This is a genomic window from Pseudonocardia cypriaca (assembly GCF_006717045.1).
GTDB lineage: Bacteria > Actinomycetota > Actinomycetes > Mycobacteriales > Pseudonocardiaceae > Pseudonocardia > Pseudonocardia cypriaca.
The window spans coordinates 1969711-1992998 of the sequence record NZ_VFPH01000001.1 but is presented as its reverse complement, the minus strand read 5'-3'; the positions used below and the strand labels follow the sequence as shown (position 1 = coordinate 1992998).

At 73.2% G+C, this 23288-nt stretch carries 24 protein-coding genes; 11 read left to right on the top strand and 13 right to left on the bottom strand.

Annotation, left to right across the window (positions count from 1 at the left end; all coding sequences use genetic code 11):
* Positions 1-39: 39 nt before the first annotated feature.
* The 4 genes from FB388_RS09450 to FB388_RS09435 all read right to left on the bottom strand — a co-directional run bounded on the left by FB388_RS09450 (position 40) and on the right by FB388_RS09435 (position 4568).
* Positions 40-1101 (bottom strand): winged helix DNA-binding domain-containing protein, encoded by a 1062-nt coding sequence (locus FB388_RS09450; protein WP_246121782.1) that lies wholly within the window; start codon positions 1099-1101, stop codon positions 40-42.
* A gap of 34 nt (positions 1102-1135) precedes the next feature.
* Complete coding sequence (gene pcaB / locus FB388_RS09445) at positions 1136-2263, bottom strand: 3-carboxy-cis,cis-muconate cycloisomerase (protein ID WP_142099480.1); 1128 nt, start codon at positions 2261-2263, stop codon at positions 1136-1138.
* A gap of 76 nt (positions 2264-2339) precedes the next feature.
* On the bottom strand, positions 2340-3293 hold the full coding sequence (locus tag FB388_RS09440) for a cyclase family protein (protein WP_246121781.1): 954 nt from the start codon (positions 3291-3293) through the stop codon (positions 2340-2342).
* A 138-nt stretch (positions 3294-3431) separates the two neighbouring features.
* Positions 3432-4568 carry an NAD(P)/FAD-dependent oxidoreductase gene (locus FB388_RS09435; protein ID WP_170225542.1) on the bottom strand — a complete coding sequence of 379 codons (1137 nt, stop codon included), beginning with the start codon at positions 4566-4568 and terminating at the stop codon, positions 3432-3434.
* A gap of 219 nt (positions 4569-4787) precedes the next feature.
* On the opposite strand from FB388_RS09435, the gene FB388_RS09430 reads away from it, so the two are divergent.
* Positions 4788-5006, top strand: coding sequence for a hypothetical protein (locus FB388_RS09430; RefSeq protein ID WP_142099474.1), 219 nt, complete (start codon positions 4788-4790; stop codon positions 5004-5006).
* 171 nt (positions 5007-5177) lie between these two features.
* Here the strand turns inward: FB388_RS09430 and FB388_RS09425 are convergent, their stop codons facing one another.
* Positions 5178-5693 (bottom strand): MarR family winged helix-turn-helix transcriptional regulator, encoded by a 516-nt coding sequence (locus tag FB388_RS09425; RefSeq protein ID WP_142099472.1) that lies wholly within the window; start codon positions 5691-5693, stop codon positions 5178-5180.
* Positions 5694-5787: 94 nt separating this feature from the next.
* On the opposite strand from FB388_RS09425, the gene FB388_RS09420 reads away from it, so the two are divergent.
* A complete protein-coding gene (locus tag FB388_RS09420; RefSeq protein ID WP_142099470.1) occupies positions 5788-6420 on the top strand; it encodes an FMN-dependent NADH-azoreductase in 633 nt (210 codons plus the stop codon).
* Between the two features lie 177 nt (positions 6421-6597).
* Positions 6598-6924 (top strand): NAD(P)-binding domain-containing protein, encoded by a 327-nt coding sequence (locus tag FB388_RS09415; RefSeq protein WP_211361838.1) that lies wholly within the window; start codon positions 6598-6600, stop codon positions 6922-6924.
* A 44-nt stretch (positions 6925-6968) separates the two neighbouring features.
* Here the strand turns inward: FB388_RS09415 and FB388_RS09410 are convergent, their stop codons facing one another.
* The gene (locus FB388_RS09410; RefSeq protein ID WP_142099468.1) at positions 6969-7799 is read right to left on the bottom strand and encodes a sugar nucleotide-binding protein; all 831 of its coding nucleotides are present in this window, start codon (positions 7797-7799) and stop codon (positions 6969-6971) included.
* Between the two features lie 190 nt (positions 7800-7989).
* On the opposite strand from FB388_RS09410, the gene FB388_RS09405 reads away from it, so the two are divergent.
* From FB388_RS09405 to FB388_RS09385, 5 genes are all read left to right on the top strand, one after another.
* Positions 7990-8676, top strand: coding sequence for a DUF4397 domain-containing protein (locus tag FB388_RS09405; RefSeq protein WP_142102821.1), 687 nt, complete (start codon positions 7990-7992; stop codon positions 8674-8676).
* Between the two features lie 203 nt (positions 8677-8879).
* Positions 8880-9503 (top strand): RNA polymerase sigma factor, encoded by a 624-nt coding sequence (locus FB388_RS09400; RefSeq protein ID WP_142099466.1) that lies wholly within the window; start codon positions 8880-8882, stop codon positions 9501-9503.
* Positions 9504-9679: 176 nt separating this feature from the next.
* Entirely contained in the window at positions 9680-10624 is a 945-nt protein-coding gene (locus tag FB388_RS09395; RefSeq protein ID WP_170225541.1) for a MerR family transcriptional regulator, read from the top strand.
* 113 nt (positions 10625-10737) lie between these two features.
* A complete protein-coding gene (locus FB388_RS09390) occupies positions 10738-11478 on the top strand; it encodes a peptidoglycan-binding protein (protein ID WP_142099462.1) in 741 nt (246 codons plus the stop codon).
* Positions 11479-11492: 14 nt separating this feature from the next.
* Complete coding sequence (locus FB388_RS09385) at positions 11493-14078, top strand: hypothetical protein (protein WP_211361837.1); 2586 nt, start codon at positions 11493-11495, stop codon at positions 14076-14078.
* Positions 14079-14100: 22 nt separating this feature from the next.
* Here FB388_RS09385 and FB388_RS09380 read toward each other — a convergent pair whose 3' ends face one another.
* From FB388_RS09380 to FB388_RS09360, 5 genes are all read right to left on the bottom strand, one after another.
* Positions 14101-14523: a PPOX class F420-dependent oxidoreductase gene (locus FB388_RS09380; protein ID WP_142099460.1), complete on the bottom strand. Its 423-nt coding sequence runs from the start codon at positions 14521-14523 to the stop codon at positions 14101-14103.
* Positions 14520-15749, bottom strand: a complete 1230-nt coding sequence (locus tag FB388_RS09375; protein ID WP_142099458.1) for an MFS transporter — start codon at positions 15747-15749, stop codon at positions 14520-14522. Before FB388_RS09375 ends, FB388_RS09380 begins: the two co-directional genes overlap by 4 nt.
* A 95-nt stretch (positions 15750-15844) precedes the next feature.
* Positions 15845-16324, bottom strand: a complete 480-nt coding sequence (locus tag FB388_RS09370; RefSeq protein ID WP_142099456.1) for a DinB family protein — start codon at positions 16322-16324, stop codon at positions 15845-15847.
* Positions 16324-16965 (bottom strand): class I SAM-dependent methyltransferase, encoded by a 642-nt coding sequence (locus tag FB388_RS09365; RefSeq protein ID WP_142099454.1) that lies wholly within the window; start codon positions 16963-16965, stop codon positions 16324-16326. The genes FB388_RS09370 and FB388_RS09365 overlap by 1 nt, the downstream gene beginning before the upstream one ends.
* On the bottom strand, positions 16962-18002 hold the full coding sequence (locus FB388_RS09360; protein ID WP_142099452.1) for an alpha/beta fold hydrolase: 1041 nt from the start codon (positions 18000-18002) through the stop codon (positions 16962-16964). The genes FB388_RS09365 and FB388_RS09360 overlap by 4 nt, the downstream gene beginning before the upstream one ends.
* Positions 18003-18081: 79 nt before the next feature.
* Here FB388_RS09360 and FB388_RS09355 point away from each other — a divergent pair, with 79 nt between their 5' ends.
* Together FB388_RS09355 and FB388_RS09350 are read left to right on the top strand one after the other, a co-directional pair.
* A complete protein-coding gene (locus tag FB388_RS09355; RefSeq protein ID WP_142099450.1) occupies positions 18082-18660 on the top strand; it encodes a helix-turn-helix domain-containing protein in 579 nt (192 codons plus the stop codon).
* 101 nt (positions 18661-18761) lie between these two features.
* Complete coding sequence (locus tag FB388_RS09350; RefSeq protein ID WP_142099448.1) at positions 18762-19580, top strand: class I SAM-dependent methyltransferase; 819 nt, start codon at positions 18762-18764, stop codon at positions 19578-19580.
* 5 nt (positions 19581-19585) lie between these two features.
* On the opposite strand, the gene FB388_RS09345 is transcribed toward FB388_RS09350, so the two are convergent.
* Positions 19586-20812 (bottom strand): MFS transporter, encoded by a 1227-nt coding sequence (locus FB388_RS09345; RefSeq protein WP_246121780.1) that lies wholly within the window; start codon positions 20810-20812, stop codon positions 19586-19588.
* Between the two features lie 112 nt (positions 20813-20924).
* Here FB388_RS09345 and FB388_RS09340 point away from each other — a divergent pair, with 112 nt between their 5' ends.
* On the top strand, positions 20925-21761 hold the full coding sequence (locus FB388_RS09340) for a helix-turn-helix domain-containing protein (RefSeq protein ID WP_142099444.1): 837 nt from the start codon (positions 20925-20927) through the stop codon (positions 21759-21761).
* A 39-nt stretch (positions 21762-21800) separates the two neighbouring features.
* Here the strand turns inward: FB388_RS09340 and rox are convergent, their stop codons facing one another.
* Positions 21801-23228 (bottom strand): rifampin monooxygenase, encoded by a 1428-nt coding sequence (gene rox / locus FB388_RS09335; protein WP_142102817.1) that lies wholly within the window; start codon positions 23226-23228, stop codon positions 21801-21803.
* Between the last annotated feature and the right edge of the window lie 60 nt (positions 23229-23288).

Genomic DNA, 23288 nt, shown 5'->3' with positions numbered 1-23288 from the left:
CCAGGAACGCCTGCGTGCCGAGTTATCCGCCATCGCCGATCACTCGGCGTGGAACCCGGTGAGCCCGGCCGCCTCGGCCTCCACCTCCCGCGCCACCTCGGGCGTCAGAGGCTGGAACGGCTCGCACCGCACCTCGCCGTCGCTGTAGCGCCAGGTGCCGGCGACCTGCCCGTCGACCAGGAAAGTGGGCACCGACTGCGGGATGTTCCGCGCGAACACCCGTGGCCGGTACTCCTCCGGCAGGATCTGCGCGCGCCGGGCGTGCACGAGCAGGTTCGCGTCCCACTGCCCGAGGAACCGCACGGGGGCAGGCGTGTCGGCAGCCGGCAGCGGCGCATCCGGCACGTCCACCAGCTCGCCGCCCGTCTCGCTGCGGTACCGGCACAGCTGGATCCGGGGCTCCATCCGGGCCAGCACCGCTCGCGTCGCGGTGATGGTCCACCCGCAGAACGAGGCGATGTCGGCGGGCGAAGCGGGCCCGAAACCGCGCAGGTAGCGAGCGACGAGCAGCTCCGCCCCGGCCGCCTCGGTGGGCGCGGGCTCGGGCACCGCCACCGTGTGCTCGGCCAGGCCGTACACGTGGGCCCGGGGGGTGCCCCACGTGCCGGCCGGGGGAACGCGCACCAGGTCGACCCACAGCTGGACACCCGGCCAGACCAGCCGCGGATACCCGGCCGCCGCCAGGCGCTTCTGGATCTCGGCCTGCTTCAGCGGCCCGTCGGCGAGGTACCCGCGAACGGCGGCGGCGACGGCCGCCATGTCGGCGTCGCTCTTGTGCGCCCGGCGCCACCACTCCCGACGCGCCTGCCGCACCGCCTCGGTGATCGGCCAGTAGTCGGTGGCGGCGACCATGTGGATGGTGCAGCGCATCGCCCAGGCCTGCACGATGCGGCCGGCGAGCAGCGCGTCGGTGAGCCCCTGGCGGCGGAACCCCGCGAGCCGCGACCACAGCCCGATGTAGCCCGACGGCGCGTACTGCGTCTGCAGGCCCGCCACCTGCTCGACGGCCCGCTCGGGCGTCAGTGCGGCGCGCTCCAGGAGCAGCTGGCGGGCCAGGACGGCCCGGTTGAGCTCCCGGGTGGAGAGCACGCGTTCGACCATGCCGGCAGTCTGCCGGTCGGCTCCGACGATCCGATCATCGGCGCTGCTCGAGCAACCGGTCGACCAGCTCGCCCACGTGGCCGGGCGGGCCGTCCGCCTCAGCGGTGAGGGCGAGGTTCGCGGCCATCCGGTCCGGGTGCACGCCGAGCCCTTCCAGGGACGCCCGCAGCCGCGCGGCCGCGCCACCCGTGGCGCGCAGCAGCTCGGCGAGCGTCTGCCACTCCGCGTGCCAGGCCCCGGCTGCCCGCTGGTGCTCATGGTCGGCCGCGGCGAGCAGCACTGCGGCCAGACCGGGCGCACGACGCGCGGCCGCGCGGGCCGTGATCGCCGCGATGGGGTTGCGCTTGTGCGGCATGGACGACGAGTCGCCCGGCGCCGCCTCCGACACCTCGCCGAGCTCCGTGCCGGAGAGCAGCACCACGTCGGTTGCCGGCTTGGCGCAGGCGCCGGCGGCCACGGCCAGTGCTCCGGCGAGCTCCCCGATCCGGGTCCGCTCCGTGTGCCACGGCGCCGCGTCGGCGAGCCGCAGGGCGCGGGCGAGCGACGCGGCCACCGCCGGCCCGTGCGGGTGCAGCGCGGCGAGGGTGCCTGCCGCCCCTCCGAACTGCACCGGCAGCGCGCCGAACAACTCCCCCAGCCGCGCCCGGGCCCGGTCCAGCCCCGCGCACCACCCGGCCGCGACCAGGCCGAACGTCGTCGGCAACGCCTGCTGCCCTAGCGTGCGCGCGATCATCGGCGTGTCCCGGTGGCGCCGCGCGAGGTCGGCCGCCGCGTCTGCTGCACCCCGCAGGTCGTCGAGCACGACCTCCCCCGCCCAGCCGACGAGCAGCACGGCGGCCGTGTCCATCACGTCCTGGCTCGTGGCTCCCGGGTGCACCGAGCGCCCGGCCTCCCCCGCCGCCGAGCGCAGCATCCGCACCAGCGGGATCACCGGGTTGCCACCCTCGACCGCGGCCCGGCCCAGCGTGGCCGGGTCGATCCGCAAGGAGGCCGCGGCCGCCTCGATCCGGTCCGCGTCCGCGACGGGGACGACCCCGTGCTCCGCCGCGGCCCGCGACAGTGCCACCTCGACCGCGACCAGCGCAGCCACCCACGACGCGTCGTCGAGCCGGGCGGCCACCCGGTCGGCCCCGAACAGCGGGTCGAACAGCGCGCTCGTCATGACGCGGAACCGTACGACCCGGCGCTCCCGCACGTGCGCCCTGGTCCCGGCGAGCGCCCGCCCCGGGACCCGTCGGTCAGAACGTGGCGATCGGGTTGACCGGACTGCCGGACGTGCCGGCGAAGCGGACCGGCGCAACGGCGAGGTGGAAGTCCCACTGGCCGAGCTCGACGGCCGTCGCCGCGCACGCCTCCAGGTCGCAGTTGTCGAGCATCCACAGACCCATCGCGACGAGGCTCACGGCGTGAACGGGCATCAACACGTCGTCGTACCCCGACGGCTGGACGTCCTGGGGGGTGTCGGCGCCGATCAGCGCGGCCTCCCGTTCGTGCAGCCACGGCAGGCAGGACGCGTGCCAGCCGGCCTGTGTGAAGCCGTGCGCCACACCGGCCTCGTGCCGGACGCGGCCGTAGCCGGTCCGCAGCAGCACCGCATCGCCGGGCCGCACCCGCACGCCCTGGCGACGCTCGGCCTCCTCGAGGTCGTCGGGGAACACACCCTGCCCCGGTTCCAACCACGGCACATCGCGGACCCGCGCAACGTCCAGCAGGACACCGCGCGTGACGATGCCGTTCGCCGCCGCCGTGACGGCCGCCCACCCCGAACCCGTTGCGGGGTCGACCAGCGAGTGCGAGCGCCCGTTGTACATCGTGCCGTCCCAGAAGATGTGGCACGGCGAGTCGACGTGGGTGATGGTGTTGCCGTGGAACATGATGCCGAGCCGCTCGGACGAGTAACCCCAGCGCCGATCGTTGTGGAACCGCACCGGCATGTTCTCCGCGCCCGGCATCTCGGCGGCGCACGGGCACGCCGTCGTCGACCGCTCCATCTCCCCCGGCACGGCGATCTCCCACGCGCACGACACGCTCCAGCCGTGGCGCACGGCTCGCGCCGCAGCCAGCCGGACGTCGTCGCTGATGTGGTTCAGCGTGCCGAGCTCGTCGTCGTCGCCCCACCGACCCCAGTTCGACAGCGTGTCGAAGTACCCGAGCACGTCGTCCTGCGTGGGCATCGGTCGCCCTGCCGTCATCCCAGCACCGACCCCTCCGGTCACGCGGTTCGAGGCACGCTATAGCAGCGCTCACACACCGATTCCTGGGCTCACACACCGACTGCAGTCGGTGTGTGAGCCCAGTAGTCGGTGTGCGAGCTGACGGCAGACCCCGCGCTACAGCCGCGTCGGGGCGAACAGCGTGCGGTCGAGCGGGACGTCGGCGGGCAGCGGGCCGCCCGTCACGACCGCCGCCGCGAACGCCGCGAGCGCAGGGGCCGTCTCGATCCCCGACCCGCCCTGGCCAGCGCAGAACCAGAACCCCGGGTGGTCGGGCCACGCCCCGACCACCGGCAGCCGGTCGGGCACGAACGACCGCAGCCCGGCCCACGCCGTGCGCACCGAACGCAGTCCGAGTCCGGTGGCCTCCTCGACCCGCTCCAGGGCGGCGGCGACGTCCAGCTCGTCGGGGCGCACGTCGTGCGGCTTCACCGGGGTCTCGTCCGCGGGGCTGACCAGCAGCCCGTCGCCCTCCTGCTTGAAGTAGAAGCTCTCGCGCGGGCCGATGACCATCGGCAGCCTCGTTCCGTCCGGCCTACGCAGCCGCGACGGATCGGGCACGCGGGCCAGCGCGATCGTGCGCCGGTACGGGGTGAGCCCGATCCGCGGGACGCCCGCCCGCACCGCGACCTCGTCCGCCCACGCGCCGGCGGCGTCCACCACCTCGGCCGTGTCGATCACGTTCCCGTCCGGACCGGCCTGCACCTGCCAGCCGGAGCCGCTCCTCCGCACGCCGGTGACCGGAGCACCGGTCCGCACCTTCCCACCGCGGCGCAACAACCCTCGGATGTAGGCCTGGTGCAGCGCCTCGGCGTCGATGTCGGCCGCACCCTCCACCACCATGGCCGCCCGCACCACGCCCGGCCGCAGCACCGGGCACAAGCGGTACGCCTCGGCCGGGTCGACCGCGACCGGCGCCCCCGGCTCACCGGCCTGCTCGGCGAGGTCCGCGGCCAGCTCCGCCTCGCCCTCGGCGTCGGACGCGACGTGCAGCACCGCGCGGGGCGAGAGCAGCGGCGGCGCGTCCAGCTCGGCCTCGAGCTGCGCGAACCTGGCACCGCTGGCCGCGATCAGCGCTCGCAGCGGCGCGGCGCCGTGGCCGGGGACGTAGGTGGCGGCGGAGCGGGCCGTCGAGTGCCGGGCGAGCGCCGTCTCGGTCTCCACCAGGAGCACCGAGCGGCTCGCAGCGAGCTCGTAGGCGATCGAGGCACCGGCGATGCCGCCTCCGACGACGACGGTGTCGATGCTGGTCATCCACCCGACGCTACCGCCGGAAAACCCGTGGCGCGCCCCGTCGCGCACGCCTACCGTCCTTCTCATGCGCCTGTAGTGATGGCCGCCCCAAGCGCGGCACTCCCGGCCCGGGCCTCTGCCCCGGCCGCTCCCGTCCCAGCCACCCGGCCGGCCCTGGACCAGATCCGGCGCCGTCTCGGCTCTGCTGCGCCGGCCCCGTCATCCTGCAGGAGGCACCCCTTGCGTGATCCGTTGCTCCCGTCCCTGCTCGCCGCCGTCGACGACCCGCAGAACGGCGAGCCGAACCCCGCCGACGCCCCTACGGCGGCGGCCAACCGGGCGGCCCGCCGCGGCCGCGCGGGCAAGAACGGCCCGAGTGGAGCGGTCCACGCCGACTCCTCGGGACGCGCCCGCGCCGCGCAGGGCCGCCGGATCAACCCGGTGCGGCGCACTGGTTGATCCACACCGGTACCGCCGGTCCCGCGTCAACCATCGCCCGCGGACCGGCGGTGCCGAGCGGACGACCGAGCAGCACGAGCGCTGCACTGGTGAGGCACGCTCGACGTCCTGCTGCTCGGTCGTCCGCAGGATCCATTCGAGCCGACGCCGCTTGCGCATCGCCGACGGCGTCTAGCACTTCTCCGCCGCGTCACCCTCCATGATCGCCCGTTGCAGCGCCACGCCGATCTCCGGCGACGCCGCGTTCGTCAGCGCCTGCGCGATCTCCCGCAGCTGCGCCACCTGCTCGCGGGTGAGCACGTCGAAGACCAGCCGCCGCGCCTCCCGGACGTGGCCGGGCGCCGCAGCCACCAGCGCCGCCATGCCCTCCTCGGTGAGCACCAGCTCGGTGCAGCGCGACTCGCCGGTGATCACCCGCCGGCGCACCAGGCCCTGCTTCTCCAGCCGGCTCGCGGCGTGCGACAGCCGCGACAGCGTGCCGCCGGCCAGTTGGGCCAACTGGGACATCTGCAGAGCCCGGTTCGGTGGCGAGGACAGCTGCGACAGCATCGAGTACTCGAAGAAGTTCAGCCCCGAATCGCGCTTGAGCTGCGCGTCGACCGCCGGCGGAACGCTCATCAGCATGGCCACCAGCGACATCCAGGCGAGCCGCTCCTCATGGTCGAGCCACGGGGTGGGACTGGTCACAACCGATTATCCTACCCGGCGACTTGAACATTCAAGCTGAGGCTGAGAACCTGGCTTGAACGTTCAATGTCCAGCCGTCAGGAGATCACCACCGATGTCCGTCCTGCGTATCGACGCCAGCATCCAGGGTCCGCACTCGGCCAGCAGCGAGCTCGCCGACCTCGCCGAGGCCGAATGGTCCACCACCCGCCCCGGCACCACCTTCGTCCGCCGCCACCTGGGCGCCGACCCGCTGCCCGCCGACGCCTGGGCCGCCGCCATCCACGGCGGGTTCACCTCCGAGGAGCAGCGCACACCGTCCCAGCGGGACGCCATCGCCCTGACCCGCACGCTGGCCGACGAGCTGCGCGACGCCGAGGCCGCGATCTTCGCCCTGCCGCTCTACAACTGGGGCGTCTCCCAGCACGTCAAGACCTGGATCGACCTGACCATCGCCGGCGGGGAGCACGGCGAGCGGCTGCTCGACGGCAAGCCCGCGATCGTGCTCACCACCCGCGGCGGCGGCTACGGGCCCGGCACCCCCCGCGAGGGCTGGGACCACAACACCGCATTCCTGCGCCGCATCGTCGCCGACGTGTGGGGCGCCGAGCTCACACTGATCGAGCGCGAGCTCACCCTGGCCGGCGTCAACCCCGCCATGGACCCGTTCCTGGAGACCGCCGAGCTGATGAAAAAGTCCGCGCACGAGGCAGCCTCGCACGCAGGCCGTACCGCGGCCTCTTCCTAGAACGCGTGGGCGACGTCTCGCCCCGACCCGGCACCTGAGGTCCTACTGCTCGAGAGCCGGCCGATCGATGCGAACTCGTGGATGACCGAGATCGCCACTTCGACCCGATCGACGAACTCCACGAGTTCGACGGCAACCCCGAGCGCAACGAGGTTTCGACCGACGTGACGACAATCGGTGGTCACGGCCGTGGGCCTGAACAACATCTGGGTCGAGCACCTGCGGTCCATGGCGCGGCCGGCCGGCCGCGCGAATCGGTCAGCGCTGCCGATCGCCGGTGACGACGCGGCCGCGAAAGAGGCGGTCACCGAGCTCCTCGACAGCCTCGGCTTCGACGCCGTGGACGCCGGCCCCCTCGCGGAGAACTGGCGCACCCAGCGGGACACCCCCAACTACGTGGCTCCCTACGGTGCGTACCAGGCATCCGGGCCACTCCCTGGTACGCCGGCGAACGCCCGGGTCGTGCACGAGGCGCTCGCCGCGGCGAAGCCCACCGCGCCCTGAAGTCCTCCTCCGACTCCCAGCTGCGTGTGGCTGCGCGAAGGACGTCACTCGATGTGGGGGTCGAGGAACTCACGGGCGCCGCGCAGCTCGGTGCGTAAGCGCTGCTGGGTGATCCTGCACTCGAGCCGTACGTCCATCGGACCGGGCAAGTTGGCATCCGCTCGCCGGCCGGAGGGCAACGCGGCGGCGTCGAGACCGTCCCGGCGAGCGATCAGCACCCCCAGTTCGTAGCGGCTCACCGCGTCGGTTCCGGCGAGGTGGTGGATGCCGGCGTGGTCGGATGAAGCGAGTTCCAGAAGTGCTGCGGCCAGGTCGGCGACGTGGACGGGGCAGCGTATGTCGTCGGTGAACAGGAAACCCGTGGTCTGCCCGGCGGCCAGGGCGTGTACGCGCCGCTCGTGGACGGAGCCACCGCCGCCGATGATCAAGGAGGTGCGGGCGATCACCGCGTTCGGGCTGATGGCCGCGATCGCGGTCTCGGCGGCGGCCTTGGCAGCGCCGTAGGGCGTGGTCGGGTCAGGCCTCGACGACTCGCCGTAGCGGATCGCAGCACCGGAGAACACGGCATCACTGGAGACGTGAACGAGTCGCGCGGCCACCGAGGCCGCAGCGACCGCCACGTGCACCGCACCGTCAGCGGTGCTCGCCCAATCGGCCTGCCGGTACGCGGCGTTGATCACCCAGCTCGGCCTGATCGCAGCCACCAGGTCGGCAACCTGCACGCGGTCCCGGATGTCCACCGCGTACTCCGCAGCGCCGCCCACGCCGACCGGTCGCGTCAGGTACGTCGCGGCGACCTGGCACCCCGCCGCCGTCGCCTGCCGGGCGACCTCCTGGCCGAGGAGACCGCTGCCGCCGACGACGAGAACTGTCATTGCCGATCACGCTACAGCCGGCCGCCTCTCGATGATCGTCCGTCGCGACGCGCGCGCACCCCGCTGCACCCGACTCCAACTGCCCCTGTCCAGTGTTCGTCCAAGATCTGTGCAAGGATTGTGCATCCGCAGCCGTCGGTCTCGCGGTAGTGCAGTTCGAAGGACCGACACAGATACGGAAGGACGCATGATGCGCCGTCTGACCCTGGCCCTCGGCGGAGTACTCGCCGCCGCTGCCACGACCTTGGGGGTCTCCGCCCCCGCCACCGCACAGGAGACCGCCGCCGTGTACGTCGTGCACGGCATCCCGGACACGCCCGTCGACGTCTACGTCGACGGGGCGCGGCTCCTCGACGACTTCCAGCCGGGCTCCCCCGCGGGCCCGGTGGACGTGCCGAGCGGCCCCCACGACGTCGCCCTCTTCCCGGCCGACGCCGCCGACGGCTCGGGCCAGCCCCTGCTGTCGGCAACCCAGGAAGTGCCAGGGGGCGGCAACGTCACGCTGGTCGCCCACCTGACCGAGGCCGGACAGCCCACGGTCACGCCGTTCGTCAACGACGTCTCGCAGGTTCCCGCGGGACAGGCACGGCTCGTCGTCCGCCACACCGCGGCCGCGCCCGCCGTCGACGTGCTGGCCGGCGGTAGCCCGGTCATCAGCGGCCTGGCCAACCCCGGCGAGAAGGCCCTCCAGGTCCCGGCCGGCACGGTCTCCGCGGCGGTCGCGGCGGCCGGCACCACCGAGCCGGTCATCGGCCCGGCCGACCTCGAACTGAAGGAAGGCACCGCGACCTTCGTCCACGCCATCGGTTCCCTCGACGCCAAGAACCTGAGCCTGGTGGCGGTCACGGTCGACGGCCTGCACAACCCCACCGGCTGAGTCGTGAGTGCCCGTGCGGTGCCGATCGCGCCGATCACCCGACTCGGGCTGTCGCTCGCCGTGGCGGTGCCGCGGCCGGCCGGAGCGCGTAACAGCGCTCCGGCCGCCGTGGCGGCGCCACCCGCGCCAGGAACGACGCCGTCGTGACCGCCGAGCCCGTCCGCGGGCGACAGGATGGGGGCACTGCAGTGCAGTGCGAAGAGATGACGACCGACCTTCGGCTGGTAGCCGAGCCGCGTGCGGTCGTGCCGCTGCCGCGCGTCGGTGAACCCGACAGCTCGTCGGGCGACGAGCTGGCCCGCCGGTTCCGCCTCGGCGAGGGCGGCGCGCTCGAGGAGGCCTACGACCGCCACGCGCGGCTGGTGTACGCAATGGCACTGCGGTCGCTCGGTGCTCACCACGACGCCGAGGACGTCACGCAGCAGGTGTTCGTCCGGGCGTGGCGGGGGCGCGCGGGGCTCGACCCCCGCCGCGGTTCCCTCGGGGGTTGGCTGGTGGGGATCACGCGCCGCCAGATCGCCGACCGGTTCGCCGCCCGTGCCCGCGACCGCGATCTGGCCGATCGCGCCGGACGCGTCGCCGAGCCGCGGGTCGTGGGTGACCCGCCCGCCGACGTCGTCGATTCGGTGGTGGTCGCGCACGAGATCGAACGGCTGCCCAGCCAGCAGCGGGCCGTGGTGCGGTTGGCGTTCTTCGCCGATCTGACCCACCAGCAGATCTCCGAGGCGACGGGGCTGCCCCTCGGCACGGTGAAGAGTCATCTCCGGCGAGGGCTGGAGCGGCTGCGGCGACGGTGGGAGCTCGACGGTGTGGCGTCCTACCGCTGAGCGGTCGGCAGCCGGACCGCCCGGTGGAGCGCGAACAGACCCACCAGCGCGCCACGTCGACCACGCCGAACGTCCGTCACCTTCACCTGCCCCACCTCTGTCCGAGGTCTGTCCAGCCGATGCGACACAACTGGCGGTTACGTCAAATGTTCGTACAAGGTTTGTATAGTCTCCCCATGGTGGCCGGGGATGATCGAGCGCTCCTGCGCATCGGCGAGCTCGCGCGTCGGCTCGGGGTGAGCCAGGACGTCCTGCGCGCGTGGGAGCGTCGGTACGGCCTGCTCGAGCCGGTCCGCTCGTCAGGCGGGTTCCGCTTGTACACCGCAGCCGACGAGCAGCGGGTTCGCCGGATGCAGTCCCACCTCGCTCGCGGGCTGGCCGCCGCCGAGGCCGCCCGCGCCGCCCTGGCCGAGGACGATGGAACGGTCGGGGCGCCGGAGCCGCTGTGGGTCGAGCGCCCGGGGGGAACCGCGCCGGACCGGGCCCAGGCATCGGCTCCGGCGACCGACCGGGGGCTCGCGCCTCTGGCCGCGGATCTGCGTCGCGCACTCGACGCCTTCGACGAACCGGCCGCCGAGGCCGTGTTGGACCGCCTGTTCGCCGACTTCAGCGTGGAGACAGCTCTGCGGGAACTGCTCCTGCCGTACCTGCACGAGCTCGGTGCGCGGTGGGCGATGAACGAGATCGGCGTGGCCACGGAGCACTTCGCGAGCAACGTGCTCAGGGCGCGACTGGCGGGCCTCGCCCGCGGCTGGGGCCAGGGACGGGGGCCGTGTGCCGTGCTCGCCTGCCCGCCCGGCGAGCAGCACGACCTACCGCTCATGGCCTTCGGCATCGTCCTGCACCGGAACGGGTGGCGGATCGTCTACCTCGGCGCCGACACCCCCCTCGCGGATCTCGGCCGGACGGTCGAGGAGAAGCGACCCGAGATCGTGGTCCTCGCCGCCGTCGACGCCGACCGGTTCCAGCACTCGGTTCCGGACCTCGCTGCCCTCACGCGACACGCCTCGCTCCGGCTGGCCGGGGCAGGCGCCACCACGGCCGTGGCCGACGCCGTCGGCGCGACGGTGCTGGCCGAGGACCCGGTCACCGAGGCCCAACGGCTCACACCGCCCGTCTGAGCGGACCCCGCTGCCAGGAGGCGCGGTTTTGGCCCTCGAGCCGATGGGTAGCCGACTACGGAGCGCGACCATCAAGATCCGCACGTACGACGCAGTCGAAACGGAGGTTCGAGATGAGCGACCCGCAGCAGCAGGCGGGCCTGTCGGGGGAGGAACTGGAGGCTCAGGCCGCAACGGCGGTTCCCGACAAGGAGGTCGTCTCGATCCTCGACCTCAACGCGGACATCGACCTGGCGATCGACGCCGCCGCGCCGATCGACCTCGCGGTCGCCGCGAACGCGAACGTCGCCGCCCCGATCGACGCCGCCGTGGGCGCCAACGTGCTGTCCACCGGGTCGACCGCCCAGGCCCTCAGCGACCAGGGCGCCCTGATCACGCAGGGCATCGACGCCGACGCCACGGCGCACGCCGCCCAGGACAGCGCGATCGACCAGGGCAACGACGTGGTCGACGACGGTGCCGCGTCGGCCGGCACCGCCCCGGCGGGAACGGACACCGGGACGGACGGCAGCACCTCGCCGACAACGGACGGCACGGACGGCACGGACGGCACAGCCGGTGCGGTCGGCAGCACCGTCGGCAGCACCACGGATGCGGCGAGCGGGGCACTCGACGGTGACCTGCTGAACGTCGATGTCAACGTCGACGCCGACGCCGACGTGGCGGCACCGATCAACGGTGCCGTGGCCGCCAACGCCAACGTTGCCGCCCCGATCGACGCCGCGGTGGCGGCGAACATCGGGTCGGACAGCAGCGAGGCGGTCGCGGTCTCGCAGCAGGACGCGATCATCAACCAGTCCATCGAGGGTTCGGCCGAGGCGACCTCGGACCAGCAGTCCGGCATCGAGCAGTAGGTGCGGTGGCACGCATGACCGTGCTGCCCTCCACCCCGCCCGGGCCCGGCGACGTCCGGTCGCCCGGTCCCGAGATCCTCCGCCTCGCCGAGGGCGTGCAGCTCCTCGGCGAAGCGGTGGGATCCGGCTACCGCGAGCCACCCGCGCTGGTCCGCCGCGGCGACGGCCAGGTCATCCAGCTCACGCCGCTGCTCCACCTCGTCCTGTCCCACATCGACGGGACGCGGACCGTCGACGAGGTGGCGGCCCGGGTCAGCGAGGGCTACGGACGGACCGTCACCGCGGACAACGTCCGCACCCTGCTCGACGGGCGGCTGCGTCCGGCCGGCCTGCTGGTCCGGCCGGACGGGTCCCAGCCGGAGGTGCGCAAGTCCGATCCCCTGCTGGGCCTGCGGTTCCGGTACGCCGTCACCGATCCGGAGCGCACCCGGCGCCTGACCGACCCGTTCGCCCGCTTGTTCCACCCGCTCGTGGTCGCGGTGGTGCTCGCAGCGTTCCTCGGCATCTGCTGGTGGGTGCTGGTGGAGGAGGGCCTCGCCCACGCCACGTACCAGGCCTTCGAGAAGCCGGGCCTGCTGCTCCTCGTCTTCGCGGTCACCGTGCTCTCCGCCGGTTTCCACGAGTTCGGCCACGCGGCAGCGGCGCGCCGCGGCGGCGCGACGCCCGGGGCGATGGGCGCGGGCGTCTACCTCGTCTGGCCTGCGTTCTACACCGACGTGACCGACTCCTACCGGCTCGGCAAGGGCGGCCGCATCCGGACCGACCTGGGCGGTCTGTACTTCAACGCGATCGTCGCCGTCGCCGTCACCGGCGTCTGGTGGACGACCGGCTACCACGCGCTGCTGCTGGTCGTGGCCACGCAGATCCTGCAGATGGTCCGGCAGCTCCTCCCGCTGGTGCGGTTCGACGGCTACCACGTCCTGGCCGACCTCACCGGCGTGCCGGACCTGTTCCAGCGGATCGGACCGACGCTGCGCGGCCTGCTCCCCTGGCGGTGGCGCCACCCCGAGAGCAGGGTGCTGAAGCCGTGGGCGCGCACCGTCGTGGCGGCCTGGGTGCTGCTGGTCGTGCCCGTACTCGCGTTCTCCCTCTTCATCATCGTCATCACCCTCCCCCGGCTCCTCGGCACCGCATGGGCGAGCCTCGGGAAGCAGACGGCCCTGATCGACCGCGCCCGGTTGGACGGCGACGTGCTCGAGGTCGCGGCGAGGGTGCTGGCCGTGGTCGCACTCGCGTTCCCGGTCCTCGCGCTCGGCGTGGTGCTGGCCCGCCTGGTGCACCGCGTTCTCACGGCGACCTGGCGCCGGACCAGGGGGAAGCCGCTCCGGCGTGGGCTTGCGGGACTCGTCGCCGTCGCCGTCGTCGCCGGTTTGGCGTACGCCTGGTGGCCGCGCGCCGACGCATACCGGCCCGTGCAGCCCTACGAGGGCGGCACGCTGGTCCAGGCCGTGTCTGCGGCGACCTCCGGTCTGCCCCGCGCCGGCGCCCCGCCCGCCGGTCTCGTCGAGGGCCAGCACGGGCGGATGGTCAGCGCGTGGCCCGACGGCGGCGCACGGCCGACCCGCGAGGAACCCGCGCTCGCGCTGGTCCTCGTGCCGCGCGGGTACGACACGACCGCTGGCGGCTCCGGAGCGGCGGCAGGCGGCCCAGTAGCAGGCGGCCCGGTAGCAGGCGACGCGGTGGCAGGCGACGCGGTGGCAGGCGACGCGGTGGCAGGCGACGCCGTCGCCGACCCGGCAACGCCCGGCACGGGTACCGCCCCCGGCGACGGGGCGACCCCGCCCGCTCACCCGTGGGTGTTCCCGTTCGACCGGCCGCTGCAGCCCGACGAGGGGGACAACCAGGCGCTGGCCGCGAACACGACCGATGGCACGGTCGCCTACGACGTCGCGTTCGCGCTGGTGTGGGTGGAGGGCGACGTGCCGGCCCTGAACCGGAACGAGGCGTACGCGTTCGCCAGCTGCACGGGCTGCGCCGCGGTCGCCGTCGGGTTCCAGGTCGTGCTGGTCGTCGGGGAGAACCACGTCGCCGCCCCGCAGAACATCGCGGCGGCCGTCAACTACGACTGCGTCAACTGCCTCACCTACGCGCTCGCCGTCCAGCTGTTCGTCACCCTGGACGGGCCGCTCAGCGACGCCGCGATGGCCGAGCTGACCGCGCTGTGGGAGCAGATCGAGGCGTTCGGCGCGCAGATACCCGACGTCCCGCTGTCGGAGATCCAGTCCCGGCTCGACGGGTTCGAGAGGCAGATCCTGCAGGTCATCGAGAAGGACCAGGGCCCGCTCACGCCGCCAGCGCCGCAGCCGGGGCAGCCCGCTCCGGCGATCACCAGCGGCGCGGCCGAGCCCGCCGAGGACACCTCCGGCGGCGGCGCCGCGACGTCCGGCACGCCCGCCCCGTCGCCCGGCCCGGCGTCGCCGGGCGGGGCCTCCTCCGCACCGCCGACGCCGCTGGAGGACGCACCGTCGACCGGCGGTGGAACCGAGGCGGACACCGGCCGTGCGGGCACGGGCTCGGCGGAGCCGCCGCCCGCCGGGCCGACGCCCGCGCCGACGCCCGCGCCGGAGCCGACGTCCACGCCCGAGCCGGCGCCGGGGTGACCGGTGTCGCGGTGCCCCGGGTTCATCCGAGGTCGCGGTGGGCGATCACGTTCGTGATCCGCACCCGCGCGACCACGAAGCCGGCTGCCGCGAGCACGTGCGCGAACTCCTGCGGGTCCTCGGCAGGCGAGTACCGCCGCCCGATCGCCCCGCCCACGCGCAGCAGCTCGCCCGAGTCGTCCGAGAGCGTCGCCCGCCCTTCCAGCATCGTGAACCGGTACGGGTGCTCGTCATCGCTGACGCCGACGGCCACCTGACCGTCCCGCGCGATGCACCGGCCCTTCGCGCTGTCGGGCGAGACGGTGAAGAGCAGCTCGTCGCCCTCGAGGACGAAACAGACCGGGGTGACGTGCGGGCGCCCGGGCGGGCGGCAGATCGCCACGTGCCCGAGCCGGGCTCCCTCCGTCACGAACTCGCACCACTCGTCCTTCGTCATCACCGTCATCGCGGTGCCTCCTCCCCATCGGTGCTGCGGCGGCGGAGCGCCGGAGCGACAGCCATCTGGATGCAGAACAGGGCGGTTCCCGCCGCCGCGCACGTCGCCCAGAGCACGGTGGGTCCGCTGTGGTCGAGCAGCGCGGTGCCGAGCAACGGTGCGAGAACACTGCCGAGACCCCACGTCGCGGCGGCGGCACCCATGTAGCCACCGCGCAGGTCGGCGGGCGCGAGGTCGGCGAAGGTGGCTCCGAACACGACGGCCACGCCGATCTCCCCCGCCGTCCAGACGAGCATCGCCACGGCGTACCCGGCGCCCTGCAGCACGGCGCCGGGGAGCACGGCGAGAAGTCCGAAGCCGAGCCCGACGAGCAGCATCGAGACACCGAGCACAGTGCTCCGGTCGCGCCCGACGAGCAGCCGGACCGCGAACGGTTGGGCGGCGACGACGACCAGCCCGTTCCCGGCGATCAAGGCACCGTAGGTCGCCGGGCCCAGGCCTTCGGCGGCCATCACCAGCGGCAGCGTCGAGAACGCCTGGAGGAACAGCGCGGAGTGGCCGACCATGATCACCGCCATGGCGATCATCAGGTGGTCGCGCACGAGCACCGGTAGCAGCGCTCGCCTGGCCGCCGCCGGTGTGGGTCGACGGATCTCGGGCACGCGTCGCCAGACGATCAGCGCCGCGACGAGCGAGGCGAGGGCGTTCAGCCAGAACAGCGCCTGGTACCCGTTCTGCGCCAGGACACCCCCGGTCGCCGTGGAGACGGAGTAGCCGAGGTTGGCCGCCCAGAAGAGCAGTCCGAACGCGCGGATGCGCTCGTGCGGGTCGGGCAGGTCGGCGATGCTAGCCGAGCTCGCCGGGCGGAACAGCTCCGAGACCAGCCCCACCCCGAGCGCCGCCACCGAGATCGCGGCCAGTGTCTCCGCCGCGCCGAGGGCCACCAGCCCGAGCGCGGTGCCCACGAACCCGACGAGCATCGTGTCGCGCCTGCCGATCCGGTCGCTCAGCCAGCCGCCGAGCAGGTGCGATGCGAATGCGCCCGCGCCGAGGCCTGCGGCAACGGCACCGGCAGCCGCCGGCGTCATCTGCCGCTCCTGCGTCAGGTAGAGCAGGAGGAACGGCTGCACGAACCCGCCCGCCCGGCTCGCGAACTGGCAGCTCGCCAGCGCCCACACCAGGCTCGGCAGGTTCGACCGGGAGGGGATCGAGCGGGGAGGTGCACTGGTCGCCATGCAAGGGACGCTAGGGAGCCCGGTGCATCGTGAAAAGCGATAGTTCTCGATTGACTCGATCGGAGTTGCCGATTACCTTGGCCGCGCCACCAAGCTCAGCGCCCGGTGGAACCGTCGATCTGCTCGCGGAGGATGTCCGCGTGCCCGGCGTGCCGGCCGGTCTCCTCGATCATGTGCACCAGCACCCACCGCATCGACGGTGCCCGTCCCCGGCCCGGGGCTCGCGGCGCGGCGAGCGCCAGGTCGGGACAGGCCTCGACGACCTGGTTCGCGCGTTCGATGGCGGCCCGATAACCGGCGAGCACGCCGTCGACCGTCTCCTCAGGGGACGGCCGCATGGTGCGGGCCCAGTCGTCGGTCGGCTCGCCGAGGAAGTAGAAGCGCTCGACGTGCGTCAGGTGCTTGACCAGCCCCAGGAGGTTGGTGCCCGAGGGCACCCCGGCCGTCCGAACCTGCGGTTCCGGCACTCCTGCTGCCTTGTTCGCGATCGCGGTCCGCAGGTGGTCGAGGAATCCCAGCAGGGTGGCCTTCTCGTCCGCCGCGGTGCGCGGGGGCCCGGTGTCCTTGCGCGGCATCAGTCGCTCCGGGTCGCGGCGGTCCGCTGGACGACCAGGACGTTGTCGGTGACGGTCGCGGTCTCGCCTGCGGGTCCACTGGCTCGGCGTCGCGGCATGTCGGCGCGCCGGACGACCCACTGCTCGGCGTCGAGATCGAGGCCGGCGGCGATCTCCCCCGGTGTCGGGAAGTGCCTGTCGGGATCCTGGTTCCACGACCACGGCGCGGCGGAGCCGTGGTCCACCACCAGGAGCAGACCGCCGGGGCGCAGGGCCCGCGCCGCTGTGCGCAGTACCCGGCTGCGGGGGAACGGGAACGGGGTGTGGAGGTACTGCGCGGAGACGAGGTCGAACTCTCCGGCCGGGAAGCTGCGGGCGAGGTCGTGCTGCTCGGCCGTGACGCGGCTCCCGACGCCGAGCTCCCGGGCGAGCTCGCGCACCCGTTCCACGGCGGTGCCGGAGATGTCCACGGCGGTGACCTGCCAGCCGTGCCGGGCGAGCCACATGGTGTCGCCGCCGGCACCGCAGCCCAGATCGAGCGCTGCTCCTGGGGACAGCGGCTCGGCGGTCTCGACGAGCAGCGGGTTGGCGCGCCCGTCCCAGGCGCGCCGGGTGCCGTAGTGGCTCTCCCAGAACAGAGCGGCCTCGTCGTCGGTGGTCATCGGGCTTCTCCTTCCGCCAGGAACGCCAGCAGCTCGGCGGTGACGAACGCGGGGTTCTCCTCGGGTAGCCAGTGGCCTGCTCCGGGCACCTCGACGGCCCGGGTGATGCTGGCCATGCGCGGTTCGACGGTGGACCGGGTGAACGGGAGCAGGCCCTCGGCCGTCATGAGCAACGTCGGCACGGTGATCGGCGCGGCGGCCACGTTGTCGCGCTCGTCCTGCTCCAGCGTCCGGTACAGCTCGAACCCGCCGGTCAGGACCTGCGGACGGCGGTAGGTGCGGGCGTACTCGTCGATCTGCTGCGCGGTGAACGGGGACGTCGTGCCGGTTCCGCCGAAGCTCCTCCCGCCCCGGGCGACGTGGGCGAAGAACAACGCGAGGTACTCGCGCACGTCGTCGGCCACGATCGTCTCGGGGAACGCGTCCTGGTCGTGGAAGGCGAGGTGCCAGCTCAGCGTCCGGTACGTGGCGGCGCTGAGGGCGGGGCCCGGCAGGGGGTAGTCCAGGTGGGCGTACCTCATGACCTCGTGCGGGTACTGCGCGGCGTACTGGAACCCGACACCTGCGCCGAGGTCGTGCCCGACGAGGTTCACGGCCCGCAGGCCGAGCTCGTCGGCGAGCAGCCCGTGCACGAACCGGGCGAGGGTGGCCTTGTCGTAGCCGGGCGGCGCTCCCTCGCTGTCCCCGAGCCCCGGCAGGTCCAGCGCGTACACGGTGTACCGCTCGGCGAGCGCCGGCATGATCCCGCGCCACGCGTACCAGGACTGCGGCCATCCGTGCAGCAGGACGAGCGGCTCGCCGGTGCCTCCGGTGACGTAGTGCATCGTGACGCCGTCGACGTCGGCGGTCTCGTGCCGGAACAGGCGGTTGAACTCGCCGTCGTCGCGGGTTTCCGAGTCCGGCGCCGGGGCACCGCTGTCGGCGACCGGGGGGCTCGGCGCTCGCCCCTCCCCCGTCGTGCACGCCGTCGTCAGCGCGAGAGCGGCGAAGGCCGTCACCGCGCCGCGCGACCAACGGGATCGAACTGTCGTGACCATCGGGTGCCACCTCCGCGGCCAGGATCACGACCATCGTTCCGTTCTTGCAAGGAATGTTGCGGATCCGCATGATGAGCCCATGAGCGACACCGAAGGAGACGTCCTCGCGGGCGTCGGACCGCGCCTGCGCGCCCTGCGCCGGGCGCGGGGCACCACGTTGGCCGACCTGGCGGCCGAGACCGGGCTCACCGCGAGCACGCTGTCGCGCCTCGAGAACGGGAGGCTCCGCCCCACGCTGGAACAGCTGCTGCCGCTGGCCCGGGCGCACGGAGTCCCGCTCGACGAGCTGGTCGCGGCGCCGCCCACCGGCGACCCGCGGATCCACCTGCGTCCCGTACGACGGTTCGGCTTGACGATCGTGCCGCTGACGAGGCGAGCCGGCGGCGTCCAGGCCTACAAGGTGATCCATCCGCCCGCCGGCCGGGCGTCCACGACGGACCTGCAGACCCACGAGGGGTACGAGTGGTTCTACGTCCTCGACGGCCACGTCCGGTTCGTGCTCGGCGAGCAGGATCTCCGGCTCGGCCCCGGCGAGGCCGCGGAGTTCGACACCCGCGTGCCGCACTGGATCGGCAGCGCCGACAGCCGGCCTGCGGAGCTGCTCACGCTGTTCGGTCCCCAGGGAGAGCGGGCCCACCTGTCGCCGATCGAACGCTGAAGCCCCTGCCGGCTTGCGCGTCCGGCCACGGGTGAGCGCACAACCTTGCCGAATCGGCAAAGCATCGTGCTTTCAGCGCATGGGAAACCTACGGTGGTCCCATGACCCACGCAGCACACGACAGTCAAGCCGAGATCCTGGACCTCGACGCGGAGGTGCTCGCCGAGCACATCGCATCCATCGTCGCGTGGCTGCCCGTCGAGGCGAGTCCTCGGCAGATCGTGGATCTCGGCTGCGGGACCGGCGCCGGCACCCTCGCCCTGCTCAGGCACTTCCCCGAGGCGCACGTGACCGCCATCGACTCCTCGGTCGACCACCTGCAGCGGCTGCGCGAGAAGGCCCGTGAGGACGGGGTGGCCGACCGCGTGCACACCGTCCAGGCGGATCTCGACGAGGCGTGGCCGGACCTCGGCGAACCCGACCTGGTGTGGGCGTCGGCCTCCGTGCACCACATGGCCGACCCCGACCGGACGCTGCGCCGGGTCCACGACGCGCTCGCCCCCGGCGGGCTGTTCGCGGTCGTCGAGCTCGCCGACTTCCCGCGCTTCCTGCCCGACGACGCCCCGGAGGACCGGCCCGGCCTGGAGGAACGCTTCCGCGCCGCCACCCACCGGCAGCTCGCCGAGCACCTACCCCACCGCGGTGCCGACTGGGGCCCGAGGCTGACCGCCGCCGGTTTCACCATCGAGGGCGAACGGACGATCACCGTCCACGTCGAGCACTCCCGCTCCGATGCGGTCGGGCGCTACGCGCTCGCCGGCCTGCGGCGCATGCGCGCCGCCACCGCAGATGCGCTCCCGGTCGACGACCTCACGGCGCTGGACCGGCTGCTCGACGCCGACGGCCCCCACAGCATCCTGCGCCGGGACGATCTCGCGGTGCGCACCGAACGCTCCGTGTGGGCCGCGCGCCGCGGCTGATCGGCTCAACGCCCGCCCCGATCGCACGCCCGGTGGGCCGGCCGCACGGTGCCGCGGCCGGCCACCACCGCGACGACGACCTGGCAGGCAGCGGTGACGCACACCAGGACGATCGGTGCCTGCCAGCCCGAACCGACGGTGTGCAGCTGCCCGAAGACCACCGGTCCCACTGCGGCCAGCAGGTAGCCGATCGACTGCGCCATCGCCGACAACGCGCCGGCCGCGGTCGCGTCGTGGGCGCGCAGGCCGAGGAAGGCCAACGCGAGCACCAGGCAGGCTCCGCCGCCGAGGCCGAGGACGACGCTCCACAGCAGCGCCCATCCCGGCGCGACCAGCAGTCCGAGGTAGCCGGCGAGCAGGACCGCGGAGCTCGTCGCCGCCAGCGCGCGCTGGTCCCGTGCCCACCGCAGCGCGGCGGGCACCACGAGGCTGGTCAGCACCGCGACGGCCTGGAACAGGAACAGCAGCCAGCCCGCCGCGACCGCACTCGTCCCGCTGTCCTGCAGCACCTGCGGCAGCCACGTGACGACGACGTAGAAGCCGAGCGACTGCAGTCCCATGAACGCCGTGACCGCCCACGCCAACCCCGATCCCCACGGCAACCGGTGATTGCGGACGGCCGCCGGGGCGCGCCGCGGGCCCCGCACCTGTGGGAACCACAGCACGACGGCCACCAGCGCGAGCACGATCCAGCAACCCAACGCGGTGCGCCAACCACCGGGGGCGAGCCGGCTGATCGGCACCGCCACCCCGGATGCCACGGCGGCGACGCCTCCCATCACGGTGGCGTACGCGCTGGTCAGCATCCCCACCCTGGCCGGGAAGTCCCGTTTGATGAGGCTCGGCAGCAACACGTTGCCCACAGCGATCCCGGCGCCGATCAGCACGGTTCCCGCGAACAGGCCGCTCCCGGCCGGTACCCACCGGACCGCGATCCCGAGCGCCAACACCACGAGCGCCACCCCGAGGAGCCGCTCGGGTCCGCACCGCGCGGCAAGTCCCGGAACCATCGGGGACAGGACCGCGAACGCGAGCAACGGCAAGGCGTTCAGCAGGCCGGCCACGGCCGGAGCCAGCGCAAGATCGGCCTGCACGCGATCCAGCAACGGCCCGACGCCGGTCAGGCTCGCCCGCAGGTTCGCTGCCACCACCAGCAGTCCCCAGACCAGCAGTACCCGGCGGGAACGCCGCGTCGACCGCTCGGCAGCCGGCGACGAGCTCGTGTTCTCCACGCTCGCCACCATCGAGCTGCCCCGTGATGGCAACCAGGCCGTGCTCAGGCTGGCCCCCGCCCGGCCACGCTCGGCACTACGCGGTGGGCGGGCAGCGCCATACGCTCGCGGCGTGGGCAAGCCGCTGGGGGACTTCATCCGCGCCAAGCGCGACAGCATCCAGCCGGAGTCGCTGGGACTGCCCGACCGCGGCCGCCGCCGGTCACCGGGTCTCCGCCGCCTGGATCTCGCCGCCCGGGCCGGCATCAGCGTCGAGTACCTGACCCGGATCGAGCAGGGCCGGGACCGCAACCCGTCCAGAGCGGTCGTCAACGCGCTCGCCGACGCGCTCAGCCTGGCCCCCTCGGAGCGCAGTCACCTGCGCTACCTCGCGAAGATCACCGGTGACCAGTGCTCGGCCCAGATCCGGCCGGCACCCCCTCCCCGCCAGGTCCGGCCGGCCGTCCTGGGGACGCTCCGCCTCCTCGAACCGGGCATCGCCATCGTGACCAACCGCCTCGGCGACGTCCTCGCCCGCACCAGCGCCTACGAGTCGATCACCAGCGGGTCCGGACTGCTCGATGCCGACCCCCCGAACCTCACCCGCTTCGTCTTCACCGACCCCCGCGCCCGGACGTTCTTCGCCGACTGGGACGACATCGCCGACGAGCACGTCTTCGACCTGTGGCTCGCCCCGTCCGTCGAGAACTCCGAGTGGCTCACCGCCGAGCTCGGCCCCGTCGCCGGCCCCGAATTCACCCGCCGCCTCAACCGCCACGTGGTGCCGCGGCGCGGGCCGCTCCGGCTCAACCACCCGGCCGGCCACGAGCTCCGGCTGCTCCGCGAGACGTTCGAGCTGCCCGCGGACGCCCAACAACTCGTCGTCCTCCACCCCGCGGACGAACGGACGGCCCGAGCCGTCGACGAGCTCAACCGCCCGGCGCACGGCCGGCTCCGCTCCATCTCATGAGCCCGTGGAAGCCGGGACGGGCCCGCGGAACACCCTGGCTCAGCCGATGGCAGCGCCGAACCACCGGGGAATGTGGTCGAGCAGGTCCTGCTGATCGTCACCGGCCCACGCCACGTGGCCGTCCGGGCGCAGCAGCACGGCCGGCACGTCCAGTTCCTCGCTGACGTCGACGACGTGGTCGACCCGGTCCGCCCACCCCTCGACCGACAGCAGCCCGGTCCGGTCGAGCAGCAGCCCGCGCCCGCCGTGCATCAGCTCGTAGAGGCGGCCCTGCTCGAGGTTCAGGTCCCGCATCCGCCTGCCGAGCAGGTCGTGCCCATCGCCGAGGTCGTACCGGACCCCGATCGCGATGATCTTCTCGATCAGGTACCGGTTCACCTCCTCGAAGTCCATGAGCTCCGCCACCAACCGGCGGACGGACCGGGGCCCCGGCTCGGGGGACAGCAGCACCATCTGCGCACGGGTGTTGTCCAGCACGTCGCGGGCCACCGGGTGCCGTTCGGTGTGATAGCTGTCCAGCAGGCCCTCGGGCGCCCAACCGCGCACCTCGGCCGCCAGTTTCCAGCCGAGGTTGAACGCTTCGTGGATGCCGAGGTTGAGGCCCTGGCCGCCCCACGGCGGATGGACGTGTGCCGCGTCGCCGGCCAGCAGCACCCGGCCGACCCGGTAGCGCTCGGCCAGCCTCGTGGCGTCGCTGAACCGTGACAGCCAGCGCGGTGAGTGCACGCCGAAGTCGGTTCCGGCGAACATCCGCAGCTGTCGCTTGAAATCATCGAGGGTCGGTGGGACGGACCGGTCCTCAGCAACCCCGTCAGCCGGTACGACCGCGCGGTACACCCCTTCCCCGAAGGGCCCGATGCCGAACCGCATGTCGGTCTTGCGGACCTCGGCCACCACGGAGGCCACTTCCTCCGGTGGCACGCCCACCTCCATCTCGCCCAGCAGCATCTCGAGGCCGGCGGGTTCGCCGGGGAAGCCGACGCCGAGCAGCTTGCGCACAGTGCTGCGGCCTCCGTCGCAGCCGACGAGGTAACGCGACCGCAGCTGCGTGCCGTCGGCGAGCTCGGCGGTCACCCCGTGGTCGTCCTGGCTCAGCGCGACGAGTGCGCAGCCGCGCCGGACCTCCGCCCCGACGCCGACGGCGTGCTCGGCCAACAGGCGCTCGACGACGGGCTGCGGAATGCCGAGGACGTACCCGTGTGTGGTGTCCAACCTCTCGGGCGAGATTTTGGCGATGCCGGCGAAGAAACCGCCGAGCGGGTACGGCATGCCGAGTGCGAGGAATCGCTCCAGCAGGCCGCGCTGGTCCATCACCTCGATGCTGCGCGCGTGCATTCCGAGCGCACGGACCACCGTGGTCGGCTCCGTCTCCTTCTCCAGCACGAGCACGTGCACGCCGTGCAGCCGCAACTCGGCGGCCAGCACCAAGCCGGTGGGTCCGGCTCCGGCGATGATCACGTCAAACATGAACCGTCCATTCATTGGCGTCGCATTTCGGCCAGCACGAAATTGGTTGTTCTCGCTGCA

Coding starts and splice junctions, on each gene's coding strand:
- FB388_RS09355 (WP_142099450.1), top strand. CDS start 18,082: ATGAGCGACACCGAAGGAGACGTCCTCGCGGGCGTCGGACCGCGCCTG.
- FB388_RS09375 (WP_142099458.1), bottom strand. CDS start 15,749: ATGGCGACCAGTGCACCTCCCCGCTCGATCCCCTCCCGGTCGAACCTG.
- FB388_RS09440 (WP_246121781.1), bottom strand. CDS start 3,293: ATGACGGCAGGGCGACCGATGCCCACGCAGGACGACGTGCTCGGGTAC.
- FB388_RS09390 (WP_142099462.1), top strand. CDS start 10,738: ATGAGCGACCCGCAGCAGCAGGCGGGCCTGTCGGGGGAGGAACTGGAG.
- FB388_RS09420 (WP_142099470.1), top strand. CDS start 5,788: ATGTCCGTCCTGCGTATCGACGCCAGCATCCAGGGTCCGCACTCGGCC.
- FB388_RS09395 (WP_170225541.1), top strand. CDS start 9,680: ATGGTGGCCGGGGATGATCGAGCGCTCCTGCGCATCGGCGAGCTCGCG.
- FB388_RS09400 (WP_142099466.1), top strand. CDS start 8,880: ATGACGACCGACCTTCGGCTGGTAGCCGAGCCGCGTGCGGTCGTGCCG.
- FB388_RS09450 (WP_246121782.1), bottom strand. CDS start 1,101: ATGGTCGAACGCGTGCTCTCCACCCGGGAGCTCAACCGGGCCGTCCTG.
- FB388_RS09410 (WP_142099468.1), bottom strand. CDS start 7,799: ATGACAGTTCTCGTCGTCGGCGGCAGCGGTCTCCTCGGCCAGGAGGTC.
- FB388_RS09350 (WP_142099448.1), top strand. CDS start 18,762: ATGACCCACGCAGCACACGACAGTCAAGCCGAGATCCTGGACCTCGAC.
- FB388_RS09370 (WP_142099456.1), bottom strand. CDS start 16,324: ATGCCGCGCAAGGACACCGGGCCCCCGCGCACCGCGGCGGACGAGAAG.
- FB388_RS09365 (WP_142099454.1), bottom strand. CDS start 16,965: ATGACCACCGACGACGAGGCCGCTCTGTTCTGGGAGAGCCACTACGGC.
- rox (WP_142102817.1), bottom strand. CDS start 23,228: ATGTTTGACGTGATCATCGCCGGAGCCGGACCCACCGGCTTGGTGCTG.
- FB388_RS09360 (WP_142099452.1), bottom strand. CDS start 18,002: ATGGTCACGACAGTTCGATCCCGTTGGTCGCGCGGCGCGGTGACGGCC.
- FB388_RS09380 (WP_142099460.1), bottom strand. CDS start 14,523: ATGACGGTGATGACGAAGGACGAGTGGTGCGAGTTCGTGACGGAGGGA.
- FB388_RS09435 (WP_170225542.1), bottom strand. CDS start 4,568: ATGACCAGCATCGACACCGTCGTCGTCGGAGGCGGCATCGCCGGTGCC.
- FB388_RS09405 (WP_142102821.1), top strand. CDS start 7,990: ATGCGCCGTCTGACCCTGGCCCTCGGCGGAGTACTCGCCGCCGCTGCC.
- FB388_RS09385 (WP_211361837.1), top strand. CDS start 11,493: ATGACCGTGCTGCCCTCCACCCCGCCCGGGCCCGGCGACGTCCGGTCG.
- pcaB (WP_142099480.1), bottom strand. CDS start 2,263: ATGACGAGCGCGCTGTTCGACCCGCTGTTCGGGGCCGACCGGGTGGCC.